Source organism: Burkholderia pyrrocinia, from assembly GCF_003330765.1.
GTDB lineage: Bacteria > Pseudomonadota > Gammaproteobacteria > Burkholderiales > Burkholderiaceae > Burkholderia > Burkholderia pyrrocinia_B.
Map to the genome: position 1 here is coordinate 3,216,346 of NZ_CP024903.1, position 19,418 is coordinate 3,235,763.

Annotated in this window: 19 protein-coding genes; 1 reads left to right on the forward strand and 18 read right to left on the reverse strand. The window is 61.4% G+C overall.

The genetic code is table 11. From position 1 onward, the window contains the following. Positions 1–3: 3 nt before the first annotated feature. From CUJ89_RS32255 to CUJ89_RS32320, 14 genes are all read right to left on the reverse strand, one after another. Positions 4–366, reverse strand: coding sequence for a Gfo/Idh/MocA family oxidoreductase (locus CUJ89_RS32255; RefSeq protein WP_114181272.1), 363 nt, complete (start codon positions 364–366; stop codon positions 4–6). A gap of 216 nt (positions 367–582) precedes the next feature. Beyond that, complete coding sequence (locus CUJ89_RS32260; protein WP_114181273.1) at positions 583–1,749, reverse strand: Gfo/Idh/MocA family protein; 1,167 nt, start codon at positions 1,747–1,749, stop codon at positions 583–585. 166 nt (positions 1,750–1,915) lie between these two features. After that, positions 1,916–3,628, reverse strand: coding sequence for an acetyl/propionyl/methylcrotonyl-CoA carboxylase subunit alpha (locus CUJ89_RS32265; protein ID WP_114181274.1), 1,713 nt, complete (start codon positions 3,626–3,628; stop codon positions 1,916–1,918). Then, entirely contained in the window at positions 3,625–5,223 is a 1,599-nt protein-coding gene (locus CUJ89_RS32270) for an urea amidolyase family protein (protein ID WP_114181275.1), read from the reverse strand. The genes CUJ89_RS32265 and CUJ89_RS32270 overlap by 4 nt, the downstream gene beginning before the upstream one ends. Next, positions 5,216–6,001: a LamB/YcsF family protein gene (locus CUJ89_RS32275; protein WP_114181276.1), complete on the reverse strand. Its 786-nt coding sequence runs from the start codon at positions 5,999–6,001 to the stop codon at positions 5,216–5,218. Before CUJ89_RS32275 ends, CUJ89_RS32270 begins: the two co-directional genes overlap by 8 nt. A gap of 65 nt (positions 6,002–6,066) precedes the next feature. Beyond that, entirely contained in the window at positions 6,067–6,363 is a 297-nt protein-coding gene (locus tag CUJ89_RS32280; protein WP_114181277.1) for a putative quinol monooxygenase, read from the reverse strand. Between the two features lie 54 nt (positions 6,364–6,417). Continuing rightward, positions 6,418–6,867, reverse strand: coding sequence for an OsmC family protein (locus CUJ89_RS32285; RefSeq protein ID WP_114181278.1), 450 nt, complete (start codon positions 6,865–6,867; stop codon positions 6,418–6,420). A 73-nt stretch (positions 6,868–6,940) separates the two neighbouring features. Further along, complete coding sequence (locus CUJ89_RS32290; protein WP_201752354.1) at positions 6,941–7,258, reverse strand: hypothetical protein; 318 nt, start codon at positions 7,256–7,258, stop codon at positions 6,941–6,943. 16 nt (positions 7,259–7,274) lie between these two features. Beyond that, the gene (locus CUJ89_RS32295; protein WP_201752355.1) at positions 7,275–8,042 is read right to left on the reverse strand and encodes a putative hydro-lyase; all 768 of its coding nucleotides are present in this window, start codon (positions 8,040–8,042) and stop codon (positions 7,275–7,277) included. A gap of 52 nt (positions 8,043–8,094) precedes the next feature. Continuing rightward, positions 8,095–8,508: a GlcG/HbpS family heme-binding protein gene (locus tag CUJ89_RS32300; protein WP_114181280.1), complete on the reverse strand. Its 414-nt coding sequence runs from the start codon at positions 8,506–8,508 to the stop codon at positions 8,095–8,097. Between the two features lie 27 nt (positions 8,509–8,535). Further along, the gene (locus CUJ89_RS32305) at positions 8,536–9,291 is read right to left on the reverse strand and encodes an SDR family NAD(P)-dependent oxidoreductase (RefSeq protein WP_114181281.1); all 756 of its coding nucleotides are present in this window, start codon (positions 9,289–9,291) and stop codon (positions 8,536–8,538) included. A 77-nt stretch (positions 9,292–9,368) separates the two neighbouring features. Continuing rightward, positions 9,369–10,490, reverse strand: coding sequence for an acetoin dehydrogenase dihydrolipoyllysine-residue acetyltransferase subunit (locus CUJ89_RS32310; protein WP_114181282.1), 1,122 nt, complete (start codon positions 10,488–10,490; stop codon positions 9,369–9,371). 6 nt (positions 10,491–10,496) lie between these two features. Further along, entirely contained in the window at positions 10,497–11,504 is a 1,008-nt protein-coding gene (locus tag CUJ89_RS32315; RefSeq protein WP_114181283.1) for an alpha-ketoacid dehydrogenase subunit beta, read from the reverse strand. 12 nt (positions 11,505–11,516) lie between these two features. Further along, positions 11,517–12,494 (reverse strand): thiamine pyrophosphate-dependent dehydrogenase E1 component subunit alpha, encoded by a 978-nt coding sequence (locus CUJ89_RS32320; protein WP_114181284.1) that lies wholly within the window; start codon positions 12,492–12,494, stop codon positions 11,517–11,519. A 546-nt stretch (positions 12,495–13,040) separates the two neighbouring features. Here CUJ89_RS32320 and CUJ89_RS32325 point away from each other — a divergent pair. Then, the gene (locus CUJ89_RS32325) at positions 13,041–13,934 is read left to right on the forward strand and encodes a LysR family transcriptional regulator (protein WP_114181285.1); all 894 of its coding nucleotides are present in this window, start codon (positions 13,041–13,043) and stop codon (positions 13,932–13,934) included. A gap of 67 nt (positions 13,935–14,001) precedes the next feature. On the opposite strand, the gene CUJ89_RS32330 is transcribed toward CUJ89_RS32325, so the two are convergent. From CUJ89_RS32330 to CUJ89_RS32345, 4 genes are all read right to left on the reverse strand, one after another. Continuing rightward, entirely contained in the window at positions 14,002–15,465 is a 1,464-nt protein-coding gene (locus CUJ89_RS32330; RefSeq protein ID WP_236655020.1) for an APC family permease, read from the reverse strand. Between the two features lie 233 nt (positions 15,466–15,698). Further along, positions 15,699–16,688: a lipoyl synthase gene (gene lipA, locus CUJ89_RS32335; RefSeq protein ID WP_114181287.1), complete on the reverse strand. Its 990-nt coding sequence runs from the start codon at positions 16,686–16,688 to the stop codon at positions 15,699–15,701. A 401-nt stretch (positions 16,689–17,089) separates the two neighbouring features. Next, the gene (locus CUJ89_RS32340) at positions 17,090–17,983 is read right to left on the reverse strand and encodes a LysR family transcriptional regulator (protein ID WP_236655021.1); all 894 of its coding nucleotides are present in this window, start codon (positions 17,981–17,983) and stop codon (positions 17,090–17,092) included. 81 nt (positions 17,984–18,064) lie between these two features. Beyond that, positions 18,065–19,381: an MFS transporter gene (locus CUJ89_RS32345; RefSeq protein ID WP_201752356.1), complete on the reverse strand. Its 1,317-nt coding sequence runs from the start codon at positions 19,379–19,381 to the stop codon at positions 18,065–18,067. Positions 19,382–19,418 lie beyond the last annotated feature (37 nt).

Below are 19,418 nucleotides of genomic sequence, written 5' to 3' on the forward strand. Positions count from 1 at the left end.
GTCTCAGGAACCGTATACGACCGGCACAACCCTCCGCTCGCGGAGGGACATCGGGCCATTGAACCAATCCGGCGCGACGGGATTGCGGTGGATGTTGTGCACGACAACCGGTGCACCGATCTCGCCGTCTCCGATGGCGTGCTTCATCTCGAGGTACGGTTGGTCAAAACGACGCATGTAACCAACCTGGACCAGCCTGCGGCCTTTCGCGATTTCCGCGTCGACGACCCTGATGGCCTCACGCGCGCGCCCTTCGTGTGCATCGCAAACGGCGATCAGCTCCGCTCCCGACGTCTCTTCACGCAAAATGCGCGCGTGCTCCGATCCCATTACACCGACGCCGATCACCCCAATTGCCAACGTCATCTACTGCCTCCGATCTATTGACACGCTGTCGTTTTAATGTGGCCGCCCTGACGGCCGCATCCGGATCTATCGCGATTCGCCGCCTTGACGGTGATGCTTCAACGTTGGTAGTGGATGAAAAGGCGCCCGTCGGATTTCTTGCCGACGGGCCGCCTGACAGATTTGCCGCTCCCGAAGAAGCTCACCGTCTCAGCACGACTTCAGGCGGCAGCCGTGTTATCCGCGAGTCGGCTGCTGGACGTGTTCCCACACGCCGCTTTGCCCCGACACGAGGATCGCGTCTGCGATGCGCTCGATCTGAACGCCGTCTTCGAAGTTCGGTGCGGCGGGCTTGTTCCCGGCGATTGCCTGCAGGAAGTTGTACCACTCGATCGACTTGATATCGATGTAGCCCTGCCCCATCCCGGCAACCGGCCACAGCTTGTCGCCGAACGGCTGATGCGGGCCCGAATAGATCGTGCGGAAGCCGAACGCGTCCGACGGATCATCAGCGAATGCCACACGCAACTCGTTCAGGCGCTGATAATCGAACGCAATCGAACCGCGGGTGCCGTGGATTTCAAAGCCGAGCTGGTTGTGGTGGCCCCACGCATTGCGCGTCACTTCGATCGTCCCGCACACGCCGTTGGTGAACTTGATCATCGTCATGGCCATGTCGTCGACGTCGACCTTGCCCTTTTCGGATGACGCCTGACCTGCCGGGCCGAAGAAGCGACCGGCCGGAAGGGGCCGCTCGGCGATGAAGGTCTTGACGATCGAATTCACCGATTCGAACTCGCCGACGAGCAGGCGCGCTGCGTCGATGACGTGCGTACCGATATCGCCTAGCGTCCCCGAGCCGGCCTTCTCCTTGTTGAAGCGCCACGACAGCGGCGTGCTCGGATCGGCGCCCCAGTCCTGCAGGTAGTAGCCACGGAACGTCAGGATCTCGCCGATACGCCCCTCGTCGATCAGGCGCTTGGCCATCTGCAGTGCCGGCGTGTGGCGATAGTTGTACGAGATCATCGTTACTACGCCCGTTTCCTTCGCGGCTGCATACATGGCCTCCGCGTCGGCCACCGTCATGGCCATCGGCTTCTCGCACATCACGTGCTTGCCCGCCTTCGCGGCAGCGATCGCGATAGCCGCGTGCGTGTCGTTCGGCGTGCAGATATCGACGATATCGATATCCGGGCGCGACACGACTTCGCGCCAGTCCGTCGCATGTTCGGCGAACCCGTATTGCGCAGCTGCATTGCGCGCGAGTTCGTCGTCGATGTCGACCACGACCTTGCGCTCGATCTCCACCGGCGAGCCGAACAAAATCGGCACCACGGCAGTAGCGATGGAGTGGGCCTTGCCCATGAAGCCAGTGCCTACCAGAGCGACATTCAGTTTTTTCACGGTTTTCCTCCATTAAGGCTGTCGTACTCGTGACGCACTCAGCCGATTTCTTGACTCTTCCGACAAAAAATTTGATTTTTCGCCAGTTACTCAGGATTCCAAATTACACGGCGTATATCTTCCGCGTCTCGACAGTTCAAGCTCGATTCAATGTCTCCTTCGCTCCTTACTCGATAACCGCGATCTTCTCGCCCGCCGCGACCGGACTTCCCGATGCCCCATGGATCCGGATTCGCCCGCCTTTCGGTGCGACGACACGCATCTCCATCTTCATTGCCTCCATGATGGCGACACCATCACCTTTTGCGACCGTCGAACCGTCTTCCACGAGCCACTTCTGCAACGTTCCCGGCACCGGCGCCGTCACGATATCGGCACGCTCCTCCGTGTTCGCCGCATCGTCGAACGCACGCGGGGCACCCAGGTTCGCGAACAGCGACACAGGCAGGCCGATCGTGTGACGCTTTCCGTCAATCTCGATGAAGCTCTGCAGCACGCCGCCCTCAGCCGGCGCGACGCGCGCAGAAGGATCGACACCGCCGAACTCCGTTTCGATCCAGTTGGTATGGATCCTGAATCCATCTTCGCCGGTGAAGCTCTTGTCCTCGAGCACCGCTCGATGGAAAGGCAGTACCGATGCCACGCCCTCGATTCTGAATTCGGCGAGCGCTCGACGCGCACGAGTCAGCGCTTGTTGCCGCGTCTCACCGGTAATCACCAGCTTGGCCATCAGCGAGTCATACAGTCCCGGAATCTGCGAGCCGGATTCGACGCCGGAGTCGAGCCGCACGCCGGGGCCTGCTGGTGGACGAAAACGCGTGATCGCACCAGGTGTCGGCAAGAAGCCGCGCCCCGGGTCCTCCGCGTTGATACGAAATTCGATTGCGTGACCGCGTGGCTCCGGCGTGGCCGTTGTCGAGACAGGAAGGCCGTCCGCGATGCGCAGTTGCTCGATCACGATGTCGACTCCGGTGGTTTCCTCCGTCACCGGATGCTCGACCTGCAACCTCGTATTCACTTCGAGAAACGAGATGACCCCGTCTTGAGAAAGCAGAAACTCGACCGTGCCCGCCCCCGTATAGCCGGCTTCAGCACATATCCGTCGCGCCGAGTCGTGAATGCGCGATCGCTGGTCATTGGTGATAAAAGGCGCGGGTGCCTCCTCCACGAGCTTCTGGTTTCGACGTTGAAGCGAACAGTCGCGCGTTCCGAGAACAACGGTGTTGCCATGATGGTCGGCGAGGATCTGCGCCTCGATGTGGCGCGGACGATCGAGAAATTGCTCGGCGTAGCAATCGCCCCGGCCGAACGCTTCCGTCGCCTCACGGACGGCCGAATCGAACATTTCCGCGACATCCTCCATTCGCCGGACGATCTTCATACCGCGACCGCCGCCGCCGAACGCCGCCTTGATCGCCAGCGGCAAGCCGGCTTCCCGCGCGAAAGCTACCGCGTCCGACGCACTGTGCAACGGCCCGTCGGATCCCTTGACCAGCGGCGCGCCTACCTTCGATGCGATACGTCGAGCCTGCACCTTGTCGCCGAGTGCGGTGATGACCTCCGGTGACGGGCCGACCCAGATCAACCCGGCATCAATGACCGCCTGAGCGAATTCCGCACGCTCGGACAAGAAGCCGTAGCCGGGGTGAATCGCATCGGCACCGGAGCGACGTGCGATCGCCAGAATCTTCGCGATGTCAAGATAGGTGTCCGCCGGGCGACCGGCACCCAACCCGTACGCTTCGTCGGCCAGTTCGGCATGCAGCGAACCGGCATCGGCGTCCGAGTAAATTGCGACCGACGTCACGTTGTAGTCGCGCGCGGCACGAATGACGCGAATGGCGATTTCGCCACGATTTGCGATGAGCAGCTTCTTCATCGAACGAGTTCCTTCACTTGCGGATCGAATGCGGATATCGGGTTGAAGCGAATGCGGGCGCCGATCGGAATCTGTCCGAGCATGCCCAGATGATTGGCCGCGACCACGGCAATCACCGGATACCCACCGGTGACGGGGTGATCGGTCAGAAACAGCACCGGCTGCCCGCTGTGCGGCACCTGAATCGATCCGAACAGCGTGCCTTCCGACGGCAGCTCCGCGTCATCGCGCCGCTGCAGCGGCAGGTCACCCGACAGCCGCATGCCGACGCGGCTCGACTCGGACGTGACATGCCATTCCTGCGACAGAAACCGTGCGACGCTTTCATCGGTAAACCAATCGGTGCGCGGCCCCGGGACGACATCGACCTCGATGACGTCGCCGGCGCACGGAAGCGGCCGCACGGCCAGCGGCTCGGGCTCGACGAACGTAGCCGCTTCGTCGGCCGGAACGAGAACATCGCCACGGGCAATCGGCGCCGGGCCGATCCTCGAAAGCGTGTCGGTCGACGCGGATCCCAACGTGCGCGCGACGACAAACCCGCCGCGCAGTGCGACATAGCTCCGCATGCCGCGGCCGGGAATGTCGAGCGTGACTTCCTCGCCCGCATCGACGGCAAAAGGTCGCGAGTGGGGGGCAACTGTCACGTGGCCATTCGCGTCGCGAATCGAAATCGGGCACGACGCCCCCGTCACCGCCAGGGTCACCGCACGATCGGGCACCAGCGAAAGACCGCCGAACGTCACTTCGAGCGCGGCGCTACTGTCGGGATTGCCGACACAGGCGTTCGCGGTCCGTAGCGCGGCGCTATCGACGGCACCGCACACGGAGACACCCTGGTCAGCCTGTCGAGGCCGACCGAGATCCTGGTACAACACCGGGCGATCCGCACGCGTGACCACGATGCCGCTGGCTGAAACCTGGCGCACCGGCGCCGGCTCCCGTCGCCGCGATACCGGAACGGCCGCGCCTTTCTTCGCGTCGAGAAAGCGGACGCGATCGCCGGGCGCGAGCAATGCCGCACGCGGACGCGCCGGGTCCCACATCGGCACCTGCGTCGTACCGAGAAGCTGCCATCCGCCGGGGCTATCCGACGGATAGATTCCGCTGAATTTGCCCGCGATCGCGACCGAGCCCGCCGGGATACGCACACGAGGTGTTTTGCGCCGCGGGACATCGAATCCCGGATCGTCAGTGGTCATATAGGCAAACCCCGGCGCGAATCCGGTAAACGCGACCGAGTGGACTGCATCCAGGTGCCGCTGGACGAGTTCCGCCACGGACCATCCCAGCAGCTCGGCGACCTCGCCAAGATCCTCCCCGTCGTAGGAAACCGGGATATCGAACGTGCTCCCGCTACGCTCCCGACGAACGGACACGTCGAGCTGCCCGAGCCGTCCGATCAGCGCCGCACGATCGATGACGACCGGGTCGAAGCGAACCAGCACGGTACGCGCACCCGGAATGACCTCGTCGACTCCCTCCACTTCGCTCGCGAGCAGCCGGTCGAGAATCGCCAGCGTCATTTCGAGACTCTCGAGCTCGACCAGAACGCCGGCGGAGCCGGCCGAAAGGATGCGCATCTGCTCACGCACGGTTCTCTCCCCTGCACGCTCCGGCAAACGGCCGAAGTGCAACGCCACGCGCCGCGAGTTGCGTTTGCAGCAGACGAGCGGTCGCAACGGCCGACGGGTTGTCTCCGTGAATGCAGATCGACTGGGCATCGACGGTGATGTCCGTTCCATCGATTGCCGTCACGACACCCTCCTGCACGAACCGCAGCATGCGACGTGCAACGACGTTCGGATCATGAATGACCGCCCCTTCCATGCGGCGATTCACGAGGCTTCCATCCACGTTGTACGCCCGGTCGGCAAACGTCTCGCTGACGACGGCGAGGCCGGCTTCACGGGCCTGATCCGCGACGGGTGCGCCGGCCAGCGTCATCAGTACGAGCGTCGGATCGATCGCCCGAATCGCGTCGATGACGGCCGCCGCCTGGTAGGTATCGTGCGCGATCGTGTTGTACAGCGCACCATGGGGCTTCACGTAGCGAATCGACGTGCCCGCGGCTTTTGCAAGCCCCTGCAGTGCACCGATCTGGTAGATCACGTCGCCCGTCAGTTCTGCACGGGATGGCTGCATGTTGCGACGCCCGAAACCCACCAGGTCGCGATAACCGACGTGCGCGCCGACGGCGACACCGCGCCGTGCCGCTTCATGCAGCACGGTATAGATCCCCGCCGGATCGCCGGCATGAAAACCGCAAGCAACATTTGCGCTAGTCACGATGTCGAGCATCGCCGCATCGTCGCCCATCCGCCAAGCGCCGAAGCTCTCACCGAGATCGCAGTTCAAATCAATGCTTACCATGACGCTGCCTACAGGATTCCTTCAATGCACGAACACACGATGCTGCTCTAGCGTTCGTGCGAGGTTCACGCGATTTTCCGGAACTTGCTGAGCGAGACGGACTCGATCCATTGCCCCGCCCGTGCGCCGAACGCCTTCGCAAACTCGGTATTCGAATGCGTCTCAAGAGCGGCTTCGTTCTCCCAGATTTCGTAGAAGACGAACTGCCCGGGCGTCTCGGTCGATTCATGAAGATCGTATTGAATGAAGCCCGGCTCCGTCTTTGCATACGGCACCAGCTCCTTCAACGCTTCGCGCAGCACGTCTTCGCTGCCGGAGCGAGCAACGACGGTTGCGACCACGACCAGATCTTCCTTTTTCATCTCACTCTCCTCATTACGGTTTTTGATCGGCTGATAGTCGATCCTGGTCCCAGTTCAGCCGAGATAGATTTCCACTTTCGACTTGATCGAATTGGCGATGAAGCACCCTTTGTGGGCACGGTGATGCAGTCGCTCGAGTTGCGCCTGATTCGGCTGCTTTTCGGACGTGAAGGTCGCGCGAGGCCTGAGCACGATCTCAGATACCCAGTGAAACCCCTCTGCGCTCTTCTCGACCTTCCCGACTGCATTGTCAGAGTACGACTCGACCGCATAGCCACTGCCTTCGCAGAGCGCGAGGAAGTACAGCATGTGGCAACTTGCGAGTGCGTTGACGAGCAACTGCTCCGGGTCCGCCAGGTTTTCGTTCCCGAGATAATCGGGGGCCGCGGATACAGGGATCGTCACCGTCGGACTGATGATCGCCCGGTGGTCCCGGCTATAGGTCCCTTCTCGCTCGTGATGCTTCTCGACATTCCATTCCAATCGAACGCCATGCTCGGACATCGGTGTCTCCCGGCGAGCTTCCTCGCCAATCAGTCAATTTCCATTGCGGACAGACTGCGACGGTTTCGTCTGCTCATTCCGCCGCAATGTATTTATTCGCACTCTTTATCGATTTGATGTCACCCGATTTCGCAATCGAAACCCATTCGCTCCAACACGTCTGCACGTCATCCGTACGAATGCGCAACGCGCGGGAGCCGTCGCCGAATGTCAGCCACTCGATTTCGCGAGGAACTTCGGAACCGGCGTCCTGTACGGCCAGACGCTCGATCCTGTGAGAAAAATCAAGCAGCCCCTCGTTCAATACGTCGAGGTATTGCATGCCACAGTCGTCCGACGCCTGCGATGTTCCGCGATTGAGCAGCTTCGCAGCGATTTCTGCATCGAACATTGCAACGACTCCTTGCTCACACGACTGCCGTGTTCGCTGGCAAATCCGTGACGAGCATGTACCCCGGTTCATGCGTGATCGCAAAGTCCGGCTTCGCCGCCTGAAGTGCCATCTGCGGTGTTACCCCGCAGGCCCAGAAGCCGAGAATGTCGCCTGCTTCGATCACCGGCGGATCACCGAACTCCGGCCGGGCAACGTCGCGAATCCCGATGGTTGCCGGGTCGCCGATATGAACCGGCGCGCCATGCGCGAGCGGAAACCGCTCCGACAGCACAATCGCCTGGATCGCGTCGGCAGGCTTGAACGCACGCATCGACACAACCATCGGGCCATGAAACGGCCCCGCGGCTGCCGTCTGGATGTTCGTCACATACATCGGCACGTTCCGGTTTGCGCTGATGTGGCGAATGTCGATCCCGGCCTGCAGAATCGCGCTCTCGAATGAAAACGAGCAACCGAGTGCGAACGTCACGAGATCGTCGCGCCACAGATCGACTAGATCGTCGACCGTGTCGGTGTGAACCCCGTTCCGATACACGCGATAACGGGGCACGTCGGTTCGAATGTCGATTGCGCCAAGTCCGTCCAGCTCCGGGTTTCCGGGTTGCCCGACTCCGACCAACGGACAGCTCTTGGGGTTGAGTCGGCAAAACTCGCGAAATTCATCTGCATACATCTTCGGCAGAATTGCCAGATTTGCCTGCATGAATCCATCGGCGTATCCCGTGGTCGGCGCACGCAACTTGCCGTTGCGAATCAGCAGCCGGACCTGGTCGGCCGACATCGTCCGCGTACCTGCAGTCGATTCCATTGAAAGCACCCTTGCCCGAAATTGTTCAGTTCTCGCCGAGCGCAGCGACCATCGCACGCGCAATCGCAACGTCCGCTTCCTCCGGGCCACCCGACACACCAACACCACCGATAACGTCCTCGCCGCTTTTCACCGGCAGGCCGCCGCCGAACACGACCAACGGACGGGACGCCGAGCGCTCGAGCCCGTACAGCTCGGCTCCGGGTTGCACGGTTTTCATCCAGTAATCGGTCGGGAGCCGCAATGCCGCCGCGGTATAGGCCTTGTTATGCGCAATTTCAATCGTGCCAAACGCTGCGTCGTTCACTCGCGCGAACGCCATAAGATGGCCACCGGCATCCACGATTGACAGCGACGAGCGCTGTGCCAGTTCGTTCGCTTTGGCGACGCCCGCCTCAATCGCTCGCCGAGCGGCTTCGCATGTGATCTGTTTGCTCATTGTTCTCCTCCTGATCCTGTCCGGGAGTCAGTTGTATGCGCCACCGTCGACGTTGATCGCCTGCGCGGTCACGTAGGACGACTCGTCCGAGGCAAGGTAGACGAACAGCGGCGCGACCTCGTCCGGCGTCGCCTGTCGGCCAAGAGGGATGGCCGTTCGAACGACCGATTCCTGCTTCTCGCGACCGCCCATGAAATCGATCGCCGGTTGATTGAACGGCGTATCGATCCAGCCGGGGCACACGGCGTTGACGCGCACGCCGTCCTGTGCGAGCTCGATGGCAAGCGTGGTCGTGAGACCGATGATGGCCGCCTTGGACGCCGAATAGCATGCGAGGCCAGTACCACCGCGCTTGCCCGCGAGGGACGACATCATCACGATCGATGACTTCTTCGCGGCTCGCAGGTAGCGAAGCGACTCGCGCGCGAAAATGAAGTTGGCCCGCACGTTGATCCTGAACACCTTGTCCCAGTTCTCGGTGCTGAAATCCTCGACGCGCCCGGAGAGCTGGACGCCGGCATTCAGACACAACGTGTCGATGCCGTGCATCCATTCGGACGACTTCCCGATTACGGTCTTGATCTCTTCTTCGCTCGAGATGTCCGCTCGGAAAAAGCGCACCTTGTCACCAAACCGGGATTCGAGTGCGCGGCCCTTGACTTCGTCGATATCGACGACCGACACCGTCGCGCCTTCGGCAACGAACGACTCCAGAATGGCGAGACCGATATTGGCAACGCCGCCGGTCAGAAGTACCCGCTTGCCTGTCAAACGTCCTGACATCACAGTTTCCTCAAGATCACTGCGCGGATAACCGCACCACGCCGCCGAATCGGCATCCCGCCGCTCGGCAGGCGCGGTTATCGGGCGCGATTGATGTTGTCCAGCACCGCATCGTTCACAACCGACGCTGCCTCCATTTGCGGCATGTGGCCGACGTCCGGAATCACGCGCAGCTGCACCGTGGACGGCAGGCTGTCGGCCCGCGGGACCGGGATTATTCCGTCGCGCTCGCCCCAGAGCAGCATCACGGGACATGTGAGCCCCGCGAGCGTCGCGCCGATCGTCTGAACCTGACCGTTTTCGTCGGCGATGGTGTCGGCAATGGCGGACAGCGCCTCCTGGACGCCTTCCAGACGCTTGAACTGAAGCGTGCCCTCGACCATTTCGCTCGTGATCTTCGACGGATCGGCAAACAGCTTTTCCAGCGCAGCCTGAAGCGGACGGCGGCGCTCTGCCGCGACGAATTCAGTCACGAATGACCGGTTGATTTCCTTGCCGAGGCCGATCGGCGCGATAAGCGTCACCGACGCGACACGCGCCGGTTTGTCGGCCGCAAAGGCGGCGGCGATCGCACCACCAAACGAGTGACCGACCAGATGCAGTTTCCCGGAGGTCACTGCGTCGGCAGCTTCCTCGACGGCCTCGGTGATCTTTCTGATCACGTCGCCGTCGGTAACCGGCGTCGACGCGCCATGCCCCGGAAGATCCAACGCAATCGTCCGGAACTGCTCGGCGAGCGAGCCCTGGTTGAAAAGCCAGGTCGACAGATCGCCACCAAAGCCGTGAATGAACAGCACGGATTCGTTGCTTCCGGGGCCGAGCTCCAGCACATTCACGCTGCCCCCGGACACGGGAACCACCTTCGGTGCAACAGCACCGCCTGCGTCAGCGTCGCCCGCATTCAGGCGATGCGCGTAGCTTGCGACGAGCGCGTCGATTTCCTCCTCGGTCGCCTCCGCATCGGCGATGACGCCGATCAGTGCGCCAACCGGCGCAATTTCACCTTCGTTGATGACGATGCGTCGCAAAATCCCGGACACGGTCGCTTCCACCACGTTGTTGACCTTCGTGGATTCAACCTCGAGGAGCTCCTGACCGCGCTCGACCTTGTCTCCCTCCTTCGCGTGCCATTCGAGCACGGTGCCTTCGGTCATCGTCATCCCCCACTTGGGGATGGTGACGGCTTCAATGAACGACATGATTGATTACCCCTTCAGAATCGACTGGACGGCATTCACGACGGCTTCCGGCGAAGGTACGTACGCGTCTTCAAGGTTCGGCGCGTACGGCACCGGAGTGTGCGGCGCCGTTACGCGCCGGATCGGCCCCTTCAGCGAGTCGAAGCATTTGTCAGCCAACAGCGCGGAGATATCCGTCGCCACGCTGCAGCGCGGGTTCGCCTCGTCGACGATCACGACGCGCCCGATGTCCTCGGTGTATTCGAGCAACGTGTCCTCGTCGAGCGGCGACGTCGTGCGCGGATCGATGATGCATGCCGAGACCCCGTCTGCGGCGAGGATGCGCGCGGCCGACTCGGCTACGCTGACCATGCGACCGAGGGCAACGATCAGCACGTCTTTCCCGTCCCGCACCACACGTGCTTCGCCGAACGGAATCGTGTACGCGCCGTCGGGTACTTCACCCGTCGTGTCATACAGCATCTTGTTTTCGAGGAAGATCACCGGGTCGTCGTCGCGAATCGCCTGGAGCAGCAGGCCTTTCGCGTCGTACGGATTCGACGGGATCACCACCTTGAGCCCGGGGATGTGCGTGAAGATCGGATAGAAGGCCTGCGTGTGCTGCGCGGCCGAGCGCGTGCCGGCCCCGTATGTCGCGCGAATCACGAGCGGCGTCTTGGCGTGGCCGCCGAACATGTACCGAAACTTCGCGATCTGATTCATGATCTGGTCGAGACATACGCCCGCGAAGTCGACGAACATCAGCTCGGCGATCGGACGCAGCCCCGTGAGGGCTGCGCCAGCAGCTGCGCCAACGAATGCGGCCTCGCTGATCGGCGTATCGCGAATGCGCTCGGGGCCGTATGCCTCGAGCAGCCCGCGTGTCACACCGAATGCGCCGCCCCACGCGTCCTTGACGCCGTTGGCGCCTGCACCACCGGTCAGGTCTTCACCCATCATGATCACGCGCGGATCCCGCGCCATCTCCGAGTGCAGCGCGTCATTCAGCGCTTGACGGAACGATTTCTTTGCCATTGCAGTGGGTCCTTACAGATACTTCACGTAAACGTCGGCGGTCAGTGCCGAAAGCGGCGGGAACGGTGCTGCACGCGCAGCACTCACGGCAGCGTCGATCTGGACCTCGATCTGCCCGTCTACCGCGTCCAGCTCGCCACTGTCCACTTGCGACCCTTCCTGCACTTGCCTGCGGAAATTGGCCAGGCAATCGCGCTCCTGACGCATGGCCTTCTTTTCTTCCGGGGTGCGATAGTTGTCGGGATCGCCGCTGTAGTGACCGTAGTAGCGCGGCACGTGGATTTGCAGAAGGCTGGGACCGCCGCCATTGCGTGCACGATCGATCGCCTGGCCCGCGGCCTGGTAGACCGCGAAAAAATCGGTACCGTCCACTTCGGCGGCCGGAATGTCGTAGCTCTGCGCGCGCCGGGTGAAGCTGCCGGCCGAGACAAACGAATTCGCCGTAGCCTCGCCGAAGCCGTTATCCTCGATCACAAAGACAATCGGAAGCATCCAGATCTTCGCGAGATTGAAGCTCTCCGACATCACGCCTTCATTCATCGCACCGTCACCCGCGAACGCGACGGCCACACCACCGGTACCGAGCAACTTCGCCGTGAGCGCGGCGCCGCACGTGATCGGTGCACCGCCGGCCACGATGCCGTTCGCACCCAGCATTCCCTTGCGCAGGTCGGCGATGTGCTGTGAGCCACCTTTTCCGCCGCACGTTCCCGTCGCGCGCCCGAACAGCTCGGCCATCATTGCGCCGATGTCGCATCCCTTGGCAATGCTGTGACCATGCCCGCGATGGGTCGACGAAATGTAGTCCTTGTCCGACAGGTGCAGACACACGCCGACGGCGCTGGCTTCCTGTCCCGCACAAAGATGGGTGTTGCCCGGAATGTCGCCGGTCGACATTTCGTCCATCACCCGCTCCTCGAAGCGGCGAATCGTTCGCATGGCGCGATAAGCGTCCACGAGCCGCTCACTGGGAAACTTCAAGGCGGACATTCCAATCTCCTTTATTTAAATGGTGTGCGTGGCAGCGCGCTTCGACGCGGCACACTCAGCCCTCTTGCAAATCCCGATCGCCCGACGAATATCGCGACAGCAGTGCCGACATGCCATTTCAATCGTCACCGGCCAATTTCGCTCGGTCCAATTGTGATTGGCGATTTCGTGCGATCACCGATTCTTATCAGTGCCTGAGCACAAAACCGAATCCCGATCCGGGATCCACGTCGACGCGCGAACCACGCACTCGCAATCGATCATCAACGCTCGCATCAACAGTCACGAACGCGCTGTTCGTTCAGCGTTGTTGAAATTCTAGTTAGACGCCTGATGAGGTTCGTCCACCTAAAGGTGGAGAAAGAATGTGCAGCGCGTCCGCTTTCGCCGGTTTCAGGCGTTCGGTGTTGAGCGCTCAAACCTTCGTCGTTATGATCGACCGAAGCTTCCCCGCAATGGGGAAATGCGTCGCTTTATCTGATCGGCAACCGAGCGCCGGACAGGTGCGATCGAATCGCCTTTCCCTATGTGGGTGGAGTTCGTCACATGATCGATCTTCGAAACCTGGAGACCTTTTACGCCGTCGCCCAGCTGGGAGGATTTCACCGCGCCGCGGAGAGGTTGCACACGACTCAGCCGGCTGTATCCGCGCGCATCGCGCAACTCGAACAGCAACTGAAAGGGCGCCTGTTCGAGCGAGACAAACGGGGTTGCTTCCTGACCATCAAGGGCAGGCAGTTGCTCATCTACGCAGAACAGATGATCTCGCTGAGCGCGGAGATGGTAGAGGCCGTCGCGGGCCGCACTGCTCTGAGCGGGACGGTCCAGCTCGGCGCGTCGGACACGATCGTGCACACATGGCTGTCCACGCTGCTCAAACGACTCAGCGTCGAGTACCCCGATATCACACTCGAGGTCAATGTCGACGCCACGCCGAATCTCACCGCGGGCCTTGCCGACGGCACGATCGACGTCGCGCTGCTGATGGGTCCCGTAAATGCGAGCAACGCAGAGAATTTGCCGTTGTGCTGCTATCCGATCAGTTGGATCGTTTCGTCGGATTTCGAATGCGACGCGGGAGACCTCACGCTGAATGACCTCGCACGGCATCCGATCATCACGTTCTCCCGATCGACGCGTCCGTACATGCAGCTGAAGGAGATGTTCGATCGATCTCATCTGCATCACGTGAGGATCTTCGGCAACTCGTCGCTGTCATCGATCGTCCGGATGACGCTCGACGGTATCGGCATTGCGGCGATCCCGCATCACGTCGTGGCGGAGCATCTGGCGACCGGCCGGCTGCGCCGCATCGATACCGGCCACGAGATGCCGGTGATGCCGTTCACCGCCAGTTTCGTTCGCCGAGCCGACATGCCGCTGAGTTCGATCGTGGCCGGGCTCGCCCAAAACGTCGCCGCTCGTTACGAAGGGCGGTAGGCAACGCGCCGCGCTTGCTTTGCACAAGAAAAGCCAGGACTCGATGAGTCCTGGCTTGTCGTGATCGTCAACCGTTCTGACTGCGCCCAAGGCATTCGAAGACTTCGGGGCGCCGGTGCTTGAAGTATTGGGCAAGTGCCATGCCCCCAACCTGCACACCGATCAGGCAGTAGAACATCCACACGTACTGCCCCGGGTCGCCACCCGCGAGCACGTCGAAGTGTGCTGCCACAAGATAAACCAACGCAATGAAGAATACGGACGAAATCGCCGGCGCAAGAAATGACTTGGCGAAGCTCACGCCCTGTTGCCGGCCTCGACGAACGTACCAGACCAACGACGAGAGGTTGACGATAGTCATCAGAATGATGATTCCCGACGTCCCGACACCGGAGAGTTGCCCATACAGCAGATCGGGTTTGGCGCCCATCAGGATGAACGGCATCAGCACGCACAACACCATGACCGAGACGGTCATCGAAGCAAGATACGGAGACTCGTGCTTCGCATGCACCTTGCCGAGGAAGCGGGGAAGCGCGCCGTCCGTGCCAAGGTTGTGCATATAGCGCGAAAGCACGTTCTGCGTGGACAAGCTCGCCGCAAACGCCGACGTCATCACCAGCACCGAAACGATCAGGTGCAGGCCAGGGCTCACAAATTTCGCGAAGGCGTCAGGGAACATTGCCGCGGGCGTCTTGGCCGCGATCGACTGAACCTCCGGTCCGTAGGCCATGATCATCGCGTACGCACACAGCGTGTAGATCGCGCCGATAAAAATGACTGCGCCATACGTCGCACGCGGAATCGTCCGGTCCGGCATTTTCACTTCGTCGCGAAACAACGCGGTGGCCTCGAATCCCATGAAGAACGACACGGTGAACAACATGCAGAACGGCACGTTGGTACTGTTCGCCAGTTGGCTCGGCATGAAGGGAGCGGATGCAGAAACACCAGGCACTCCGCCTTTCGCCAGCACACCGAACGAAAATGCCAGACAGACGACGATCTCGAGAATCATCACCCACGTCAGCACCTTCGCGGACAGCTCCACATGAAGGTATCCCAGCATCGAAACCACCAGCCAGCATGCGAGCGTCGGCCAGTACCACGGAATCGACGCGCCGGTCATGTCGTGCACGAGATCGGAGCACGATACGCCGAAGAATGATGTGACGCCGGCGAGGAGCAGAAAGTACGAGACCGCGGCAAGAATGCCGGAACCGAGGCCCGTTGACTTTCCGATGCCATAGCTGATGAACGCATAGAAGTCGCCGGGGCGCTTCACGATATTGTTGAGCGTCACATAGCCGACGGAAAACAGCAGCAATACAAGCGTCGTCAATATGAATATCACTGGGCTGCCGACTCCCCCGAACATCAACGCGAACGGGATGTAACCCGATACGGTTGTCAACGGGGCCGAGAACGCGAGCACGGTAAGCGCCAGACCGACGGCCCCCATGCTGCCCGACAGCTTCTTCTGCGGAGACGTTTCTATTTGAACGTCGTCCATATTCAGTTTCATCTCCATCTCCACCTCCATCTCTTTACCCCTTCAACATTTCGCCAGCATTGTCGAACTTGCGCTGCATAGCACCGCGATCGTTCGTGTGTCTGAACAGTCGTCGTCAACTGCGTGCCGACACAGTACTCAGGTCAGTTCGTATCGCGGGCCATCGTCCACCGCCAAATTGATCAGGTCCAATTGCCGTTGACGATGTTTTTCGATAACCGATCCTTATCACGGGCACAGGAATCGTCCCTTCACGCAATGCCTGCCTCATGTGCCTGCAAATCCGCGTGATAGCTCGAACGCACCATCGCGCCGACGGCCGCGTGCGTGAAGCCCATCTTGTACGCCTCTTCCTCATACATCTTGAAGGTATCCGGATGCATGTACGCACGCACCGGCAGGTGGTGCTCGGACGGCTGCAGGTACTGCCCGATCGTCAGCATGTCGACGTCGTGCGCGCGCAGGTCGCGCATCACCTGCAGGATTTCCTCTTCCGTCTCGCCGAGGCCGACCATCAGGCCCGACTTCGTCGCGACGTCCGGATGCAGCGCCTTGAAGTCCTTCAGGAGCTTCAGCGAGTGCGCGTAGTCCGAACCCGGGCGCGCTTCCTTGTACAGGCGCGGCACCGTTTCGAGGTTGTGGTTCATCACGTCGGGCGGCGCGGCGTTCAGGATCGAGATCGCGCGATCGAGACGGCCGCGGAAATCCGGCGTCAGGATCTCGATGCGCGTTTCCGGCGACTGCTCGCGCACTTCGCGGATGCACTCGACGAAGTGGGCCGCACCGCCGTCGCGCAGGTCGTCGCGGTCGACGCTCGTGATCACCACGTACTTGAGCTTCAGCGCGCCGATCGTGCGCGCGAGGTTCTTCGGTTCATCGGCGTCGAGCGGATCGGGGCGGCCGTGGCCGACGTCGCAGAACGGGCAGCGGCGCGTGCACTTGTCGCCCATGATCATGAACGTCGCGGTGCCCTTGCCGAAGCATTCGCCGATGTTCGGGCAGCTCGCTTCCTCGCACACGGTGTGCAGGTTGTGCTCGCGCAGGATCGTCTTGATCTCGAAAAAGCGCGTATTCGGCGTCGCAACTTGGGCACGGATCCACCGTGGTTTGCGAAGTGGCTCGATCGGGACGATCTTGATTGGAATGCGCGCCGTTTTAGCCTGTGCCTTCTGCTTTTCCGAAGCGTCATAGCGCACCGACGCGCTCATCGAGGCCACCCTCTTCTCGCTTGTATCGGTCATAGACGTCCCTCCTGTCCCGCTCTCTTGCGAGAGCCCGTGATCAACAGCCTGTTTGTCGGTCGAACTGACGTCGCCATGCGGCTCTTCGTTGGAGACTCGCCAAAAGGCTTGCGACGTGCGAATCGCGTCAAGCCGGGCGGTGACATCGCGTATCCCGGCATTTGATTTCATTCTAGAAATGACGCGCGCGTCCCTCGTCCACCCAAAGGATGATAAAAATCGCCAAACTTCGCAGGAAGGCGGGATTCGTCGTGATGCAACCCCATTTGATGCGGGTCGGACGATTGCATCCATGGCCCGTCGGGAAACGATGACCGCTGCGGGGCAGCCACGACGCCGGCCGTTGAGAGAGACAGCAGAAGCCACCCTGCGGGTGGCTGGCCGGATATCCGGGAACGCGGTTACGCGAGCGTCGACGCAGACGCTTCAAGCGCCAAAGCGGTCAGGATTTCGTAGATCCGCATGTCGAGTCCGCGGGGGTATGCCGCACTGAATACGAAATCGTCCAGCGTGAGCGTCGACGCCTTCGCGACGAGTTCGCCCGTCTCGAGTTCGTGCCGGGCAACCGCGCCGGGCATCACGGCAATGCCGATCCTGTCGACCGCCATCTTCACGATCGTCGACAGCGACCAGTTCGCGAAGATTCGCGGAGAAGGCTTGTCCCGGGTTGCAATGGCGTTTCTCAGCGTGATGTAGGGATGAGTCCGCTTCGGCAGCGTGATGATCGGGAAGCGAGCGAGCACCTGCGGCGTCAACGGGCCGTCGCCGACATCGAGATCCGGGGACACGAGGAAGTCGACCGGATACCTGCACAGCGGCACTTCGACGAAATCGGGATCCACAACGGGCCCCGCCAGCAGAAACGCCATATCGATCTCGCCTGACTTGAGCGCGTCGCGAAGCGCCGGCGTAATGTCGACCACGATGTCGATGACGATACCCGGATGCTCACGGTGCACACGCTCGATGAACTCCGTGAGCCACATATGAACGATGGTTTCGGCGGCGCCCAGCCGAACCACGCCGGACAACGTCTGAGGACTCGCGATAGCCGAAATCAGTTCGGACTCGAGCGCCAGAAACCGCTCCGCATAATCCAGCAGCGTTCGGCCGCGGGGTGTCAACCGGATGGTTCGCGCCGCTCGCTCGAACAACAGCACGCCCAGATCGTCCTCGAGCCCGGAAATCCGGTGCGACACGGCCGATTGCGTCGTGTGCATCTTGGTCGCCGCCTTATGAAAGCTGTTGAGGGTGGCGACCCAGTAGAAGGTTTCCAGGCTTTTCAGATTGATCATCTGCTCTGTTCACGTCGAACATGAAGAAAATTGCCCCGCCCGCAATCGTTCAGACGCAACGGGTGTCGACGCGCATCGATCTCAACGATTGACGAGCTTCTTCGGAAGGCCCAGAGTCAGCACCACGCCGATTGCGGCCATCGTCGAAATAAAGAAAACGCCGTAATCGGTGCTGCCGGTCATGTCCTTGACGACGCCCACGACATAGGGACTCACGAACCCGCCCAACCCGCCGACGCAGTTGATGAACGCGACACCTGCGGCCATGCCTATCCCCGTCAGGAACAATCCGGGAATCGAGAACAGCATCGACGTCGTACTGTACGCGCCCACGGCCGCGACACACAACGCTGCCAAGGCGATCGCCGGCGCACCGCGTGCGAACACGCTCGTGACGAGCCCCGCAATCACGCACAAAAACGGCACGACGAGATGCCAGCGGCGTTCGCGAAGTTTATCGGAGCTGCGACCGATCAGATACATCCCGACGAACGCCGCGCTGAACGGTACCGACGTATAGAACCCGATGCGCAAGACGTCGCCTGGCGCGAGCTGCGCAATCAGCGTAGGCAACCAGAACGAAACGCCGTACGAGCAGATCGCCGAGCAGAAGCAGATGAGCGTCATGTGCCAGACCTTGCGGTCCGTCACCGTCTGCCGCAGGCTCATCCCGGCGCCCTGTCCGTCTATCGCCCGACGATCCGCCTCCAGCTCGCGCTCGATGAATCGTCTGTCCCGATCCGGCAACCAACGAGCCGACCCCGGACCATCGTCGAGGAATACGAGCGTCAGCAGCCCGAGCGCAAACGACGGTATCGCTTCGATGACAAAAAGCCATTGCCATCCCGCCAGACCATGCGCGCCCTCGAGCGCCGACATGATCGCACCCGATACCGGCGCACCGATCATGCCGGACAAAGGCACCGCACCGACGAAGAGCGCCACCATCTTCGCGCGGCGCGCGGACGGAAACCAATACGTCAGATACAGAATGATGCCGGGGTAAAAGCCGGCCTCGGCCACGCCGAGCAGAAAGCGAAGCATGTAAAACCGAGCCGGCGTCGAAACGAACGCAAAGGCCGCCGAGATCAGCGCCCAAAGAATCATGATTCGCGAGATGGTCCGTTTCGCACCGATCTTCGCCATCAGCACGTTGCTCGGTACCTCGAACAGAAAATAGCCGATGAAGAACAGACCGGCTCCCAGTCCGTACGCTGCGTCCGTCAACCCGAGATCCGACAGCATCCGCAGCTTTGCGAAGCCGATGTTGATGCGATCGAGATATGCGGTGACGTAGCACAGCATCAGAAAAGGCATGACCCGGAATGCGACCATCCGGTACGTACCTTCGGAATATTCGCCGTCACGGACCGGACCGGCAGTTGAATCGTATTGCATGCTCACCTCTGTCCCTTCAGTTTCGTACCGTGGTGAT